General features: G+C 39.8%; 9 protein-coding genes. 5 read left to right on the top strand and 4 right to left on the bottom strand.

Annotated elements, in window-relative coordinates:
* Positions 1–29 precede the first annotated feature (29 nt).
* Both ABEG20_RS19905 and ABEG20_RS19900 read left to right on the top strand, forming a co-directional pair.
* On the top strand, positions 30–3,050 hold the full coding sequence (locus ABEG20_RS19905; RefSeq protein ID WP_406824972.1) for an amidohydrolase family protein: 3,021 nt from the start codon (positions 30–32) through the stop codon (positions 3,048–3,050).
* A 1-nt stretch (position 3,051) separates the two neighbouring features.
* Complete coding sequence (locus ABEG20_RS19900; protein ID WP_406824971.1) at positions 3,052–4,359, top strand: amidohydrolase family protein; 1,308 nt, start codon at positions 3,052–3,054, stop codon at positions 4,357–4,359.
* A 74-nt stretch (positions 4,360–4,433) separates the two neighbouring features.
* On the opposite strand, the gene ABEG20_RS19895 is transcribed toward ABEG20_RS19900, so the two are convergent.
* Positions 4,434–5,873 carry a hypothetical protein gene (locus ABEG20_RS19895; RefSeq protein WP_406824970.1) on the bottom strand — a complete coding sequence of 480 codons (1,440 nt, stop codon included), beginning with the start codon at positions 5,871–5,873 and terminating at the stop codon, positions 4,434–4,436.
* Positions 5,874–6,128: 255 nt separating this feature from the next.
* On the opposite strand from ABEG20_RS19895, the gene ABEG20_RS19890 reads away from it, so the two are divergent.
* The 3 genes from ABEG20_RS19890 (at position 6,129) to ABEG20_RS19880 (ending at position 11,418) form a co-directional block, all read left to right on the top strand.
* On the top strand, positions 6,129–9,335 hold the full coding sequence (locus ABEG20_RS19890; RefSeq protein ID WP_406824969.1) for a carboxypeptidase regulatory-like domain-containing protein: 3,207 nt from the start codon (positions 6,129–6,131) through the stop codon (positions 9,333–9,335).
* Between the two features lie 97 nt (positions 9,336–9,432).
* A complete protein-coding gene (locus tag ABEG20_RS19885) occupies positions 9,433–11,184 on the top strand; it encodes an ABC transporter ATP-binding protein (RefSeq protein ID WP_406824968.1) in 1,752 nt (583 codons plus the stop codon).
* Positions 11,185–11,202: 18 nt separating this feature from the next.
* Entirely contained in the window at positions 11,203–11,418 is a 216-nt protein-coding gene (locus tag ABEG20_RS19880; RefSeq protein WP_134204276.1) for a PLDc N-terminal domain-containing protein, read from the top strand.
* Positions 11,419–11,773: 355 nt separating this feature from the next.
* On the opposite strand, the gene ABEG20_RS19875 is transcribed toward ABEG20_RS19880, so the two are convergent.
* From ABEG20_RS19875 to ABEG20_RS19865, 3 genes are all read right to left on the bottom strand, one after another.
* Complete coding sequence (locus ABEG20_RS19875) at positions 11,774–13,060, bottom strand: MFS transporter (RefSeq protein ID WP_406824967.1); 1,287 nt, start codon at positions 13,058–13,060, stop codon at positions 11,774–11,776.
* 173 nt (positions 13,061–13,233) lie between these two features.
* Entirely contained in the window at positions 13,234–15,105 is a 1,872-nt protein-coding gene (locus tag ABEG20_RS19870) for a RagB/SusD family nutrient uptake outer membrane protein (RefSeq protein WP_406824966.1), read from the bottom strand.
* Between the two features lie 34 nt (positions 15,106–15,139).
* Positions 15,140–18,412, bottom strand: coding sequence for a SusC/RagA family TonB-linked outer membrane protein (locus tag ABEG20_RS19865; protein ID WP_406824965.1), 3,273 nt, complete (start codon positions 18,410–18,412; stop codon positions 15,140–15,142).
* Between the last annotated feature and the right edge of the window lie 123 nt (positions 18,413–18,535).

Below are 18,535 nucleotides of genomic sequence, written 5' to 3'. Positions count from 1 at the left end.
TTTTAAACAAATTAAAATCCAAACTTACTATGAAGAAAATTTTACTTGCCCTTGGGCTGGTATTTTCTGCTACATTTCTGTTTGCACAGCAAACCTCCTTCCCTGTAAATGGCTCTTATGATACCAGACCCGGAATGTTTGCCTTCACCAATGCAACGATAGTGGTAAATGCCAACCAAACCTTAACAAATGCAACCCTCTTAATTAAAGGACAAACCATTCAGGCTGTTGGAGCCGGCTTAGCCGTACCTAAAGGTTATGTTGTGATCGATTTAAAGGGGAAATTCATTTATCCATCAATGGTTGATGCCTTTAGCAGCTACGGCCTTAACGACGCACCTGTGCAACAACGCGGCTTTGGTGGTCAACGTCAATCTATTTTTGTCTCGACCAAAAAAGGTGCTTATGGCTGGAATGAAGCGATCAGACCTGAGAGTTATGTAAAAAGCATTTTTTCTACCGACAGTAAAAAGGCGGACGAATTGCGTAAAGTTGGTTTTGGAAGTGTAAATGTAATTAACCGCGATGGCATTGCACGAGGTGTTTCTGCAGCGGTAACCTTAAATGAAGGTGCAGATAACAGCGTATTTTTGAAAGACCAAACCGCAGCAAACTATTCATTCAACAAAGGAAGTTCATCAAACGATTACCCTACATCGTTAATGGGCGCTATTGCCTTATTGCGTCAAACCTATTATGATGCAGTATGGTACAGCAAACAAAAAGATGAATACAACATCTCTTTGGAGGAATTTGGTAAGCAACAAAATATCCCACAGATTTTTGAAGTTGATGGATGGCAGAACATTCTGCGGGCAGATAATATAGGGAAAGAATTTGGCCAGAAATACATCATTAAATCAACCGGAGATGAATACCAGCGCATTAATGAAGTTAAAGCTACAGGGGCAAGTTTAATTATTCCGTTAACTTTCCCGAAGGCTTACGATGTGGAAGATCCGGCAGAGGCCAGAAATGTAACTTTATCACAAATGAAAGGCTGGGAACTGGCACCAACCAATCCGGCAGCTTTAGAAAAAGCGGGAATTAAATTTGCTTTAACATCATTTGGATTGGAAAACAGCCGCGATTTCTGGGCAAATCTCCGCACTGCGATAGAAAATGGCTTAACCGAAAAACAAGCCTTACAATCGGTCACCGAAATACCGGCCTCACTTTTAGGCATAGGTGATAAAGTGGGTACTTTAGAAAAAGGAAAAGTAGCCAACTTTTTGATCTCATCAGATAACCTGTTCAAAAACGGAAATATCATTTTCGAAAACTGGGTACAGGGCAAACGTTTTATCGTGAATAAGATGGATGTAAGCGACTTGCGTGGCACTTACAATTTAAATATTGACGGTGTTGGCGCTTTAACTTTAAAAATAACCGGCACAGGTGGCGGATCTACCGCAGCAATTGAAAGAGTTGGTGTTGATAGCATCAAAACGACCGCTACTTTTACCAGAAATGGCGATTGGGTAAGCATCAATTATAACTTAAAGAAAAATCCTAAAGGCGATATCCGTTTAAGCGGTTACATTACTTCTGCAAATCCGGTTACGATTAAAGGCGAATCGGCATTGGCAGATGGCACTACAGGTAAATTTACCGCAACTTATAAAGAAGCAGCGAAAGAAACACCTAAAAAAGAGGATCCTAAGGCTACTTTGGCCATGGGACCTGTAATTTATCCTTTCTCTGCTTTTGGAAATACTGAATTGCCTAAACAAGAAACCGTACTGATTAAAAACGGTACCGTTTGGACGAATGAAAAAGATGGCATCCTTCAGAATGCTGATGTACTTCTGGAAAACGGAAAGATTAAAGCGGTTGGTAAAAACCTTTCGGCGAGCGGCGCTAAAGTGATTGATGCTACCGGTAAGCATGTTACTGCAGGTATTATCGACGAACATTCGCACATTGCCGGCGCTGGAGGAATCAATGAAGGTGCGCAATCGGTTTCTGCCGAAGTACGTGTTGCCGACATCATCAACTCTGAAGATGTAAACATTTACCGCCAGTTGGCCGGAGGGGTAACCACGTCTCAAATCCTGCACGGATCAGCCAATCCCATCGGTGGCCAATCGCAATTAATTAAATTACGTTGGGGTAAATCGCCTGAGGAACTGAAATTCGCAGGTGCAGATGGTTTTATCAAATTTGCCCTGGGCGAAAATGTGAAACAAAGTAATTTTGGCACAGGTGCCCGTTTCCCGGTTACGCGCATGGGTGTTGAGCAAACCTTTGTTGATGAATTTATCCGCGCAAAAGAATATGCCAAAGCACGCTCGGCAAAAGGTAACAACGTACGCCGCGATTTGGAACTGGATGCTATTGTAGAAATTTTAAACAACAAGCGGTTTATTACCTGCCACTCTTACGTACAGAGCGAAATTAACATGCTCATTCATGTGGCAGACAGTTTAGGATTTAAGATCAATACTTTTACACATATTTTAGAAGGCTACAAAGTGGCCGATAAAATGAAGGCGCATGGCATTGCCGGCTCAACTTTCTCTGACTGGTGGGCTTATAAAAATGAAGTGGCCGAAGCTATTCCATACAACGGGAAAATTATGCATAATGTGGGCGTTACCACAGCTTTTAATTCGGATGATGCTGAAATGGCCCGTCACTTAAACCAGGAAGCCGGTAAATCAGTATTATATGGGAATGTGCCTGAAGAAGAAGCCTTTAAGTTTGTAACCCTAAACCCGGCAAAAATGCTGCACATCGATGATCAGGTGGGCAGCTTAAAAGCGGGCAAAGATGCTGATGTGGTCATCTGGACGGCCAATCCGCTTTCTATTTATGCCAGGGCAGAAAAAACTTTTGTAGATGGTATTGCTTACTGGGATATTGACAAAGATGCACAGGTAATTAAAGCCATGCAGACTGAAAAAGCCCGATTGATCCAGAAAATGTTAGAAAGTAAAAGCAAAGGCAGCCGTACACAACGCCCATTGGGTGATGCACCTCGCCTGTATAATTGCGAAACTTTAGAAAACTATTCAGCAGAACTAACAGAAAAAGAACATGTACACTAACATGAAAACATATTTAATAAGCCTGGCTCTATCGGCAACAAGCCTGATGTGTTTTGCGCAGGCCAACATATCGCCAGCCAAAAAACAAAGTAAAACCATTGCCATTACCGGTGCAACCGTACATGTGGGTAATGGAACAGTGATCGAAAATGGTACCATCCTTTTTGGGAATGGAAAAATTATTTCGGTAACTGCCAATGGACAAGTACCGCAGGACGATGTAATGCGTATTGTAGCCACAGGAAAACATATTTATCCGGGTTTTATTGCAGCCACTACCAATTTAGGATTAACAGAAATTGAAGCGGTAAAAGCAACATTGGATTTTCAGGAAATTGGTGATTTTAATTCGCACATTCGTTCTATTGTGGCTTATAATACCGATTCGAAAGTTCCGGCAACTTTACGCAGCAATGGCATTTTAATGGCACAGCCAACACCACAGGGCGGGACGGTTTCAGGCAGCTCATCAGTGGTTCAGCTCGATGCCTGGAACTGGGAAGATGCAGCGCTTAAAACTGACGACGCCATGCACATGACCTGGCCCGTTACTCCGCGTTTTAGAGGCGGTTTTGGGGGGTTTGGTCGTCAGCAACAGTCACCGGAAATTTTAGCCGAAAGAACACAGGCGGCCATTGCGCAGTTAACATCGTTTTTTTCAGAAGCAAAAGCTTATTCCGAAATGGGTAAACCAGAAGTCATAAATACCCGTTTCGAGGCGATGAAAAAAGTATTCGCAGGGAACGAAAAATTATTTATCGCAGCCGAAAGCCAGAAAGATATTGTTGCAGCAGTTAATTTCGCCAAAAAGTTCGGCATTAGCCCGGTAATTACGGGTGCAGATGAAGCCTATCTCATCATCGATTTCTTAAAAGATAACAACATCACATTAGTGGTTAAGCAACCACATGCCTTGCCGAACAACAATGATGATGATGTAAACATGCCTTACAAAAATGCGGCAATACTGGCCAATGCGGGCTTAAATGTCGTATTGAGTATTGATGGTTACTGGCAACAGCGCAACCTGCCTTTTATGGCGGGTACCGTTACGGCCTGGGGTTTAGACAAAGAAAAAGCTTTATCAACCATTACCTTAAATGCAGCTAAAGCCATGGGCGTTGATAAAACCACCGGCAGTATCGAGACCGGCAAAGACGCTACTTTCTTTATCTCCGCTGGTGATGCATTGGATATGCGCACCAATAAAGTTGAGCAGGCATTTATTCAGGGTCGTGATATCAATCTTGATAACCTGCACAAACAACTGGATAAAAAGTTTAGTGATAAATATACCGGCCAGAAATAAGCCGATATTGTTTTTAAAAAGAGGCCAATAAATTAATATTGGCCTGTTTCCTTTAAATATGACAGAAACTATCACTAGTATGAAATTAATTTGTAGACGACACTACCATTATTAAATTCGATTTTAATTCCAAGTTGCAATTCGAATACGTTTTTGGGAGGAGCTATCATTCTTTGTGTCTCATCGAATTTTGAAATTGGTATAAAACCATAAGGTATATTATTATCACCGTACAACACTTCTATACTTTTTACTTCACTAATTAAAGCAGGGTTAATTGTTAAGTCATTATTGAAATAGTTAGGTTGAAAAATCACCCACCTAAAATCGCCATCCCAAACATCACCTGGATAGCCATATTCATCAGTAACAGTTGTGTAAACCGTTTGATATGTTACTTGTGCACTTGTACCCTCAAGATTGAATATACCCCATGGTATATTTTGTAAAGCCCGATAACCTATAACACCTGTTAGTGGCTTTAAATATACACTAAAGGACGTTTTTGGGGATGTTAGTTTAATAGATCCAGTTTGATTAGTTGTCCCTTTAAGTTTGATGCTATAGGGTACACCTGAACTTCCTCCAGAAAAACCAGCTAATAGATTAAAAAAAGTTTTAACGAATAATACTGGACCTCCAGCCATTTTTCCTATTACATCATCTGGCGAAATTTTCAAAACATTTGACACACCCTGTGCAGTTTTAGCATAAAAAGTCTCCGCATTTTTTATTAAACCCTCAGCATTTGGACCACCACCGGCTTGTGGTTGTGCAGTTCCATCAAGTTGTATATTTCCATTTAAAGCAACATCAGATAATGACACTTCTGAAACACTAATATTAAATGATGTGTTGACATCAAATGTTTCGCTATAACCAGTTACATCAAAGTCTGCAATCATCCACTGCTGAACACCTGCAGACGTAATTGCAGTTTGTTTGTAACCTGCACTTTGGGTATTATCATTAGGACCATCCGCCCCCGAATATGGTGGTTTTGTGCTGCTATATTTAAAGAATTTTGGATATGTTGTATTTGTAGCATAACCAAGTGTAATTTGTTGATATGATGATAAAACATCATAAGTTCTTAACACACATACTCTCAAAATGCCTCGATATTTATTATATAGCAACAAAAATGGATAAGCGTTAGCTTCAGTCGGCGTACCAAAATCCCTCGATACCAACATCCAACCACTAGCAGGATACATGTCTGCTTTTGAAACATCCACATTACCATAAACTAATTGAGCACCATCAATAAATGGATTTAGAGTAGTAACACTACCAACAGATCCATTGGCATTATTAAAATAAGCAGTCCAGCTATGTTGGGTCCAATCCCAAGATGCATCCAAGTTTGGATCACCTGGATGCAGTGGCCTTGAACTACTTAATCTAGAATTTGACCTTGAAAATAGCGTTGTTTGATCGACAATTTTTTCATCCTTTTTACATGCCGAGATTACCAGTACTAATAGTACCAAAAGAGTGTTAATTTTTCTCATATCTGATTTTTTTAGTAAAAAGACAGTTTTAAAATTAATCACACGTAAGATTTATATTACTTTATCGTAAATTATCAAGATAAAACTTAATAAGAAGATATTGATCAAGAAAATGAAATAAAAGCCTTAAAACCGTTTCCTATTCTTTTCTTAACATTCGATCAAATTTCTAAACCAATTGGTAATATTAAATCATCATCAGCTTAACACCACAATAACACCTTTGCGATCAGATAACAAATCAAAAAACTGATCATGATGAAAAATTTACTTATTGCAGTGATGCTGTTTTTATGTTACGCCTGTAATTCGGCTATGGCACAAACTACTCAAGCATCAATTTCCGGAATTGTAACGGATAATCAAAAGAAGCCCATTCCAGGTGTTTCTGTTCAAATTAGAAACAACTCTACTGGTTTTACCACCAGAACATCAACAAATGCTCAGGGAGAATATACCTTTAAAGAACTTCCTTTAGGTGGCCCATACTCAGTTAAAGCCGTTTATGTAGGCTTTGGAGAGCAAACTAGAAGTGGTTATATGTTAAACCTTGGCGATGTGGTAAAGGTAGCCGTTACGATGCAGGAAGCTTCACAGGATTTAGAAGCCGTACAGGTTGTGGCTTCAGGTTTAAGGAACAAAGTTCAAAATTTTGGTGCTTCTACAGAAATTTCGGCAAAAACCATGAACCAGTTACCGGTTAACGGCCGTAACTTCTCCAACTTAATGGATTTATCTCCACTAAGCCGTGGCGGAAATATTTCTGGACAGTTAGGTTCCTCTACAAATTATACCATTGATGGAATGAATGCTAAAAACCCAACATCAGCTGGTAGTACTACGAGTCGTAGTGGTGCGCCATATTCGATTTCTATCGAGGCCGTTCGCGAGTTTAAGGTAGTAACCAACCAATACGATGTTACCTTAGGCCGTGCAGGTGGTGGTACTGTAACCGCGGTTACCAAATCGGGTACCAATACCGTAAGCGGTAGTGCTTTTGTATATGGCCGTGCCGATTGGTTAGCCAGCCGTTATGATATCAGGGGTGTTAAACGCGACAATGATTTTTCTACCTATCAATATGGCTTTACCCTGGGTGGGCCGATAATTAAAGATAAGCTACACTATTTTGTGGGTCTGGATCATCAGAAAGATTCGCGCCCGTTAATTATTGCCGACATAAACGGTCCTGCCGATGAAGCAAGATTCAGGATTACCAACGCTACCTTAGAGGAGTTTGCAGGTTATGCCCGCAATAAGTATGGCGTAGCCAATACCCCACAATATGGCTCATTCCCTAAAAAACGTGGTTCAGATGCTGCATTTGCCCGTTTAGATTGGCAGATCGACGAAAAGAATTTATTAACCGTTCGCGATAATTACACCAATGACAGAAACCCATTAGGCTTAGCCGATAATACTGCCATTAACTTTTATGAGAGTTATGGTAACGATAAAAACGTGGATAATAGTTTACTGGCTACTTTACGCTCCACAATTAGCAGCAAGGTTACTAACGAATTAAAAGTACAACACTTATACACTTTCCAGGCCAGTACACAAAACGATGAGTTAACCAGCGCTATCCCAAGAGCTATTGTAGGTAATGTTCGCTCAACGCTTTCAGATGGTACAACGGGAAATACCAGTATCCAAATTGGCGGGCATCGTTTCGGTCAGGAAGGTTTTACCAACAATGTATTGCAATTGGTAGATAACTTTTACTATAACACTGATAAGATAAAGTACACCTTCGGTGTTGATTTGCAGTATACCAATGCAAAATCACTTTATGGTAGCGAAGTAAACGGAAGGTTTGAATATACGAACTCAACCACTGCTACATCACTACAAAATTTCAATAACCTTATTGCAAACAGGTTTTACAGAGAAGTGCCTTTGGTTGCAGACCCCACAGTAAAAGCAGGCATCTGGAATACCGCTATATACGGACAAATGCAAACCAAACTGGCTAAAGGATTAGAATTTACAGGAGGTTTACGTATTGATTACAGTGCATATCCAAAATCGCCACTTAACCAACAGTTATTTGATGCTATTGGTGTCAGAACTGATAATAAATTAAAGCAGTTCTTAGTTCAGCCAAGAATCCAATTTAACTGGGATGTTAATGAAAACAGAACCGATTTTGTACGCTTTGGTGCAGGTATCTTCGGATCGGACATTAACAACTATATGACCATTAACAACCTCACTTTTGATGGTAAACACTTTGCTACTGTTGATGTTTTTGGTGCTGATGTTCCAACCCCAAACTTTATAGGTTACAGAAATGGAACTGTGCAAACTCCTACCTTGTCTGCATTACAAGTACCGACCATTAATACCTATGCCCCTGATGCAAAAGTACCGGTGGTCTATAAGGCTAATTTATCATATAATCGATTAATTACAGATAAACTAAAGGTTGGTATTACAGGTTATGCCACATTGGGCCGTAACAACTATATGTATGTGGATAGAAATATGGTAGCCAATCCTTTCTTTACCCTGCCAAATGAAGGCAATAGAGGAGTATTTGTACCAACTATGCCTGATAATGGCTCCCCAGATTGGAAAACTGGTCGCCTAAGCAATAGTTTTGGCCGCGTTTTAGAATTAAACAGCAAAGGTAAAGTAAACCAGTTTGCCGTTGTTTTAGATGCAACATGGAATTATTTCAGAGATGGAGAAATTTCGGCCAGTTATACCTGGAATAATACCAAAGACAATACTTCATACAATGGAAACGTAGCAAACACCGCTACCTTATCATTACCTGTAAAAGACGATCCAAGAAACTTAACTAAAATGTCTTATTCAGATGGTCAGTTCCGCAACAAAGTAGTAATTTACGGTACGCTTCCGAGCTTTTATGGGGTAACCATTGCTGTTCGTTATTCGGGTATTGGTGGTACACGTTACAGCTTATTATCTGGTGCCAACAACAATGGCGATTTCGTAGCAACCAATGATTTAGCTTTTATTTTCGACAGAAACAATGCTAATGTACCTGCAAATGTGCGCAACGGCTTACAAGCATTATTAGATAACCCTGATGCCAGCCAAAGTTTGAAAGATTATATCAACAAATATTCTGGTCAGATTGCTGAGCGAAATGGTGGGATAAATAAATTTTATGGAATTGTTGATTTAAGAGTTTCTAAAAAAATAAAGATTTATAAAACCCATGGAATAGAGGTTTCGGGAGATATTTTTAACCTTGGCAACCTGATTAAGAAGAAATGGGGTGTGAACGAAACGCTGGGCAATCAGGCATTGTATGCACTAAATGGTACAGCGAGAATTCCAGCTACATCAACTACACCTGAAATCCCTGCCGTTCCGAACTACAACTCCACTACAAAATCGTTCAATTACCGTGTAAATAACTCCGGCATTGTTACCCCGTCGGGCAATCCATGGCAGATACAAATCGGTTTACGTTATGGATTTCAATAATCATTAGCTAACTTTCTTAGCTTAAAGTCATAAAAAAAGGGAATGGATTTTTATCCGTTCCCTTTTTTTATGTTTGTACTTAAAACAACAAAACTTAATGGGATTATTATTAGACTACCTGAAACACCACAAGTGGATTGTGGTTCTGGCGTTATTGCTTGCAGGTTTCAATATTGGCTTTTCACTTTTAGATCCATATATCACCGGTCGCATTTTAGACCGCTTTATCAATAAAAAAGATACACTCACCTACGCTCAATACCTTTGGGGTTCGCTGGGTTTAATTGGCCTTGCTATTGGTGCAGCCATGGTTTCCCGTATTGCTAAAAATTTTCAGGATTACTTCACCAGTGTGATTGTGCAAAAAGTTGGGGCAAAAATGTATGCTGATGGTTTGCAGCATTCACTTAAATTACCTTATCAGGTTTTCGAAGATCAGCGCAGCGGCGAAACTCTGGGTATTTTACAAAAAGTACGCTTAGATTCTGAGAAATTTATTACCTCCTTTATCAGTATTCTTTTTGTAAGTCTAATCGGAATGATCTTCGTTATCGTGTATTCGGTTTCGGTAAGCTACAAAGTTACGCTGGTTTATTTTTCAGCTATTCCGATCATTAGCTTCGTCAGCTGGTTTTTAAGCCGTAAAATCAAAACCATACAACGCTCTATAGTTGGCGAAACAACTGCGCTGGCAGGCTCTACAACAGAATCTCTAAGAAATATCGAACTGGTTAAAAGTTTAGGTCTGGCCGATCAGGAAATTGAAAGACTAAACAAAACCACCTATAAAATTCTTGGTTTGGAGCTTAAAAAAGTGAAATATGTACGGAGTATGAGTTTTGTTCAGGGTACTACCGTAAATCTGGTGCGTAGTACAATGGTGCTGGTGCTGCTCTTGCTTATTTTCGACAATACCATTTCTGCCGGACAATACTTTTCATTCCTTTTTTACTCCTTCTTCCTGTTTGGTCCGCTCCAGGAGCTTGGCAACGTGATTTTAACCTGGCGTGAGGCTGAGGTTTCGTTAGGTAACTTTAAAAAGATCTTGAGCACACCAATTGATAAAAAACCTGAAAACCCGACTTCGATCGAAAAAATTAAAGAGTTAACCTTTAGTAAGGTTGGCTTCAAACACCTGACGGCCAATAGAAATGCTTTAGAAAATATTTCCTTTGAAACCCATCACGGCCAAACCATAGCATTTGTTGGCCCTTCGGGTTCCGGAAAAAGTACACTGGTGAAACTATTGGTGGGTTTATATCCGGCAAAAGAGGGTGAGATTTTATATAATGGTATTCCAAGTAGTGATATCGATCTTGATGCCTTACGTGAGAAAATTGGTTTCGTAACGCAAGACACGCAGTTATTCTCGGGTACGATTAGAGAAAATCTGTTATTTGTAAACCCAACTGCAACAGATGAGGAATGTTATAAAGTATTAAACCAGGCTGCTTGTCAAACTTTATTAGCCCGGGCTGATAAAGGTTTGGATTCGTTAATTGGCGAAGGTGGTGTAAAGGTCTCAGGAGGTGAAAAACAGCGTTTATCTATAGCCAGAGCTTTATTACGCCAGCCGGATATCCTCGTTTTTGATGAAGCCACATCGTCATTAGATTCGATTACCGAGGAAGAAATTACCAAAACCATCCGTTCGGTTTCTAATTTAACCGATCACATTACCATTTTAATTGCGCACCGTTTATCAACCATCAAACATGCTGATAAAATTTACGTGTTAGAAAAAGGGCATATTATTGAGCAGGGCAATCACGAAGAATTAATTGCACAAAATGGCTTGTACCAGGCCATGTGGCGCCAACAAATTGGCGAGCGGATTGTTGAAGCTTAAGTAAATAAAATATTTCAGATGTTATTAGCAGAAATCAATAGCAACCAGGTAGCGCTGTTCGTGATTATACCTGCCGTTTTATGGCTGGCCCTAATCCTGATTGCCCTTTATCATATCTCCAGAAACAGCTCAATGGGCTTTAGCGTAAAGGTATTATGGTTCATTATTATCCTGCTGGCGCCTTTTCTAGGTTCTATTATTTACCTTATGTGGGGTAAGAATAAGAAGTTTTAAATGATTTAAATAAAGCCAGGGACTTTGTATCCACAGACTTCAGTTTTTAAATCGTATATTTAATTTGTCAACTTTAATAGCCGAAACGCTAAAAAGTTGACAAATTTCAATACCACCCAACTGTTTGTTTAGCGTCAGGCCTGTCAACCTTTAATAGTAGCAAAAACCCAATTGCATTAAACCTGACTGTACGGAAATACTTTTTGTTGCAGTAAATCAAAATGCCATAACACCACTAACAGAAAGATTGGAGGAAAGGCAGGACTACCGAAAAATTTTGCACACTATTGCTTTCCTAACTATAAAAAGTAACATTCTGTCTTAGATCCAAAATACCAGGTGACGGCTCTTTGCATTAACCGCTCTTAGCGGTCTGCTCATTAATATCCTGTAAACTGAGTTTGGTTAACGATCTTGTTTTTAACCAGGTAATACCGGCAATGGCAATCGTCATGCTTCCTCCAAATACAACTGCAGGAACCAGCTTCATTAGTTTAGCTGTTAAACCTGATTCAAACTCGCCGATTTCGTTAGATGAACCAATGAACATACTGTTTACCGCCGAAACTCTTCCACGCATCTCATCTGGTGTAAGCAATTGCATGATGGTTTGCCTGATAATTACACTTACACTATCAAACGATCCCTCCAGAAAAAGAAAAAATAAGGTGAGATAGAAGTTTTTAGATAAACCATAGCAAATAATGCTGAGGCCGAAACCTGTTACTGCAATTAATAGGTTACGCCAAGGTTTCCCCATTGGTGAAAAGCGTGTCATGGCCAGCATCGTAATTACAGCCCCTGAAGATGCTGCACCGCGCATCATGCCCAATCCAAAAGACCCTAAATGAAAAACATCTTTGGCAAACATGGGCAATAAAGCTACAGCCCCACCAAAAAAGACAGAAAACAAATCTAAACTCATGGCCCAAACCATCATCTTCGTTTTAAAAACAAACTGGATTCCTTCTTTTAAACTATGGAATATATTCTGCGTAGGCACATAAGTAGCCGGGTGCTTTTTAAAAGTAGATATGCAAATTAATGAGATGGTAATCAGAACTACAATTACACTATATGCAGCTGTAATTCCCCACAACCAGTTTACTAAACCACCAACCAACGGACCAATAATAGTAGCCAGTTGCCAGCTGCTGCTGTTCCATGTACTTGAGTTCGGGTACAGTTCTTTTGGTACAATTTTGGCCATTAAAGAAAATGTTGCCGGACCAAAAAAGCCCCTGGCCAAGCCAATACAGAAAACCAAACCATACATAATCAGTACAATAAGGTCTTCTTCCAGGTGAAGATATTTACTGGTAATTACCAGCATTAAGACGGAGGCTAGCCAAACACCTGAAAATATCTTGATTAACAACCCACGTTTTTCACTTTTATCGGCAATGTAGCCACCATATAGTGCAATACCAATAGCTGGTATAGCTTCACATAATCCAACCAAACCGAGTTTTAGCGGATCATGTGTTAAATCGTAAATATGATAACCGATAACCACAGCCTGCATTTGGTAAGCAAGCGTAAAAAAGAACCGCATGCCCAGGAATGATCTAAATTCTTTATATCGTAGCGCTGCGAATGGGTCTGGTTTTACAATAACGGGGTTGGGGCCTGAATCTGCCATGTAGAAAAATTATTTGCAAAACTAAGCTTTGAAAATTAAATAGCGCAATAGAAAAATGCTCAACATTGGTTATTTTTCTATTTAAAAGTAAAATAACAGCGTGATAGCCCATACTTTTAAGCCTAAAAAACCCGATGAATAATTATCCATCGGGTTTATCAAATCAGGCTAGCTTAGTAACCAGGATTTTGTTCGAGTAAATTATTTTTGTTTACTTCATCGCGGCTAAATGGCCTGAAATAAAGTTTATTGTCCCAGGTTCTGTTTTCCTGCGCATTTTCCTCAACCGGATTATAAGTGTAATCATAAATGGTTGGATCGTAATGGTAAGGAGCGGTCATGGTTTTGCCAGACTTAAACTTACCTGTTACCTTAATATACGTCACTTTTCTGCCTAATGTTTCACTGGCAATTAACCACCTGCGGGCATCATGATAACGTTGTTCTTCATAAGCCATTTCTATGCGGCGCTCGTGGCGGTAAACCTCTCTAAGTCCAGCTTGATCTGTAGCCGTTACCGCAGGCATACCTGCCCTGAAACGGATTTTGTTTAACCAGGTTGTAGCATTACTGAGTTCTCCTAATTCAATGCTTGCTTCAATATAATTAAATACCGCTTCAGTATACCTGAAGAAAGGCCAGGGCACATTCTGCGACATAGAAGCATCTACAATGGTTGGATCCGGATCGATAAATTTATGGTAATAATAACCTGTCCAGCTTCCATTCCAGTTTTCGATAGAACTAGCTCTTGTATCCAATCCTCTAAAATCGAATCTGTTTCCTTTATCATCTAACAAATCATAGATGCCCGTTTGAATCTGGCTTGCCGGATCTACATTTCCCGAAGCCTTATCGCGTGGTTTCCAACCTGCACCATCGTATAAAATAGTAGCATAAAAACGAGGATCTCTATTCTGATAAGGATTAGCTTTTTGTACAGCATTTGCCCAGCTAAACTTGCTGCCATCTTTCATCTCATAATCATCAACCAACAAACCTATAGGTGTATTACCTGCCCAGTTATGGTAACCATTCGGACCATTCTGCTGCGCATGTTTGATGTTATTCTGGATAATGAAATAACGCGCAAAAATGAGTTCTGATGATGCAGTAGCGTCTATCCCTGATGCCTTGCTTGCTCCGCCCATAGCAATGCTTTTATAATTCAATTGACCATCCGTAGCAGGAGCAGAAAGATTTAATTTATAACCTGTACCTAAATCCATCACGGCTTTGGCAGCAGTTTGCGCCAATCTGTAACGATCAGCCTGATTACCGCTGGCATAACTTAAAAAATCTAATTTTTGAGCAGCAATACCTGTAAATTTAACATTAAGCTTTGCCCTGTCATGCAAATCACTGGCAGCGTAAATTAACACCCTTGATTTTAATGCTAAAGCAGCAAGTGCCGTGGTACGTCCCTTATCAAGTGTTTTACCGGTTAACAGCCTGTTGGCTTCATCGCAATCTTTAACAATAAAATTTACACACTCTTCGTATGTATTTCTTTTTACTTTATATTCATCATCTAGCACATAAACTTTTGTGATAAGGGGTATAGCGCCATAATAACGCAATAACTGCTGATAGTAGTAAGCCCTTAAAAAATAAGCTTCACCCAATAACTGATCCTTCAGCGACTGGCTGCTTAGACCATTATCTCCACTGGTTATTTTTTCGATGGTAATATTACAGGCCCTGATGCGTGTGTACATTTGTTTATAAGCCCAGGTATCATCGACCCAGCCTAATGTAGAAGGGTTAATGGTAGCACTATTAACCAGATCAATGCCGCGGGTTGGGTGAGTAAACAGCGCTTCATCTGATACAGAAGCTAACATTTGTTCAGAGAAACCCCCATTACCTAGTCCGTTATAGATGTCATTAACGAAGGCCTGTGCAGTTGCAGGATCTTTCCATACTGATTCTGCTGGCACCTGACTGGGCGAGTCTACATCTAAAAAATCTTTTTTACAGGATGTTGCAAAAATGGTTGCGAAAATTAATATATAGATATTTATACTTTTATTTATTGCTTTCATATTCTTGATAGTAACGGTTAAACTTAATTACGTTTTAAAAAGCGGCTTTAATTCCAAAGTTGATTACCCTGGCCTGCGGATAGTACTGACCGCTTGAATTGGTTGACTCCGGATCCCAAACTTTGATTTTATCAAGAGTGGCCAGATTCAATCCATTGGTATATACTCTTACGCTGTTTAAGCCAACTTTTTCAACCCAGCCAGTAGGCAAGGTGTAACCTAACTCCACATTTTTAAGCCTGATGTAATTATTGCTCCGCAACCAATAGGTATTGTTCAGTGCATTGTTGCTATCGGTGTAATAGGTAGCTCCGCGGTTTGATAAACGTGGATCTACCGAACTTGGATTCTCAATGCTCCAACGGTTTTTGTAAGACCATTCTAAGAAATTACCAATATCGCCAGATTCGGTGATCCCTACAATCTGCATTCCGCCAGTTGCACCTTGAATCAGAACAGATAAGTCGAACCCTTTATACTGTAAGTTTAAGTTAAAACCTCCGGTAAAGGTTGGGGTGCCGTTTTTATCCAGACGTATTTTATCATCAGCATTAATTTTACCATCGCCGTTAATATCTTTAAACTTCATATCACCTGCGCGAAGATTACTGGTTAATGCACTATATTTTTGTTTATTGGCATCAGCTTCTGCCTGATCTTTGAAAACACCATCGTAATCATACACCAACCAAGAATTGGTTACCCTACCAGTTGAAAGCTGCCACTCTGGAGCGCCTGGGGTTTCATCCCAAAAAACAATATTGTTTTTGGCATAACCGCCGTTTACACTTACGCCAAAATCTAAATCGCCAACCCGATCGTTGTAACTCAATTTAAACTCGAAACCTTTATTGTTTACTTTCCCCAGGTTAACAGGAGGTAAACGGTCCGTAATACCTGAGCTTTCAGGTACAGAGCTCCCCCTACTAATCAGAATATTGGTGCGTTTATTATAGAAATAATCCAATTCAAGTGATAGTTTGTTGTTTAGGAAGGAGGCATCCAAACCTACGTTGGTATTGTTGGCTACTTCCCAACCAAAGTTGAAGTTCGGTACTTTACCTTCTGTTAGTGTTTTAGTAACAAGGTCATTAAAGGTATACGTTCCAAAATTCATTAAACTGAGGTATTGATATTCCTGCAGTGCATCACCGAAATATGCCTCAGCACCCATCTGCCCATATGATGCCCTCAGTTTTAAATTATTGATGAACTTAACATTTTCCTTGAAAAAAGACTCTTCAGATAAACGCCATCCCACAGATACACCAGGAAAAAAACCAAAACGCCTGTTGGTTGGAAAAATATAAGAACCATCTACCCGCCACAAAAATTCAGCAAGATATTTCTCTTTATAGTTATACCCAGCCCTTCCAAAATAACTTAAACGCGCCCTGTTAAATAAATTGTTCGGATCGCCTGGATTATTACCTAACGATTGTTCACGCTCATCACCGGCCAATAATTCCTGAACAGATGTTGAAATAAAATATCTCCTAAAAGCTGTAAATCCATCATTTGTAGCTTTTTCGCGGGTTACACCGGCCATTAAGCCAATGTTATGATCACCTATTTTCTTATCGTAATTGATCATTCCGGTTAAGTTGATAGCCAATTGCCCACCAGCTGTTTCTCTTAGTCTTGGATCGGTGTATTGCGACCTTACCGTACCAGTTAATACTGGTGTTACCCCATCAGCTTCAAAGGTTTTCTTGTCCCAATCGTAAAGTGTCCAGGGCAATTGCCAGTTTTTCTGCCTGCCAGAATATTTATCTATTGCTGCAGTTCCGGTTACTTTTAACCCCTCAACACCGGGGATTTTAATCTCTACTTTACCTGTAGTTTGGAAGTAATCTCTGATATCTTTATTATAACCGGTTAAATCCGTAGTCGATACGACCGGGTTATAACCATATTCGATATCTCTTCCGGGTTTACCATTTGGCCATATTGCAATTTCAGTTGGTCTTCCCCGCATTAAAAACCTGAAAATATCACCTGCACCCACTGTAGGGAAATTACGGTCTTCTTCCCTTGCCGTTACCCCTAGCGTTGTGGTAATATATTTACTCAGCTTTGCCTCGAGGTTAAACCGCATATCATACTGTTTGTATCCCGTTGCAGAGTTTTTATAATAGCCATCCTGATCAAGATAGCCCAAAGAAACAAGATACTTTACATTTTCACTCCCTCCATTGATCTGAACATTATGCCTTTGTTGAGGCGACCAGTTTTGAAAAGTAGTTTTAAACCAATCGGTATTAGGATATCTTAACGGATCTGATCCATCGCCGAACTTTCTGATCTCATCAGCTTTATAAGCAGCATTAATTGTTTTTCCTCCTGTAGAAGTGTAGGAGCCGGTAGATTTAAAACTATTCCATGCGGCAGCCCATTCGTTAGGGTTAATGTCAGAACCGAAGATATTCAGCTCATTCAGAATTTCGGCATATTGTACCGAATTAGTCATTTTCGGTATCCTTGTAGGCTGTTGCAAGCCATAACTAAAATCATAGGAAAACTGAGGCTTACCAGATTTACCCAATTTGGTGGTAATTAAGATTACCCCGTTGGCCGCTTGCGAACCATAGATAGCAGCAGATGCATCTTTCAACACCGATACACTTTCAATATCGTTCGGATTTAACCGTTCAATACCACCTGCACGGTTAGGTATCCCATCAATTACAATCAGTGCGTTGTTATTTCCAAGCGAGTTTGTACCACGAATCCTGATGGTTGACCCATCATAGCCCGGCTCTCCACTCCCCTGCAAAGCTGTTACACCAGGTAACCGGCCCGCTAATGAGTTGGTTAAGTTCACCGATGAGGATTTAGCGAGTTCGGTACCTTTAACCGAAGCCACTGCTCCGGATACAACGGCTTTCTTTTGTGTGCCATAACCTACTACAACCACTTCCGAAAGATTTTGGTTATTCTCTAATAACTTTACATTGATATTGGTTTGGTTTTTTACCTGAACTTCCTGGTCTGCGTAACCGATATAAGTAAATATCAACGTTGCATCTTCAGGTACTTTGATGCTAAAATTTCCCGATCCATCGGTTACCGTGGTTGCTGTACCCCCCTTCAACTTCACGCTTACACCTGGAATGGGGCCTTTGGCATCTGTAACTTTCCCCTTAACAATAATATCCTGAAGGGGCAGTTTGTAAAAATCAAAAGGTTCCTTTTCATGCAATGATGCCGTAGCAGACATGCTGGCAAGTGGCGAAAAAAAGAGACAACCACCGCAAACAAGAAATAGGCTACTTTTGGCAAAAGTCCTCAATAGATTTTTTTTCATAGTTTTTAATTTATTTTGGTTAGATATTGATTGTAATACATTTTAATATTCACGAGTAATCATGAACTTTCATCAGTGCATTATTAATACTTTGATTTATTGAATCGATCATCTACATCAGTT

Source organism: Pedobacter sp. KACC 23697, from assembly GCF_045348445.1.
GTDB lineage: Bacteria > Bacteroidota > Bacteroidia > Sphingobacteriales > Sphingobacteriaceae > Pedobacter.
This window is presented reverse-complemented; position numbering and strand designations above follow the sequence as displayed.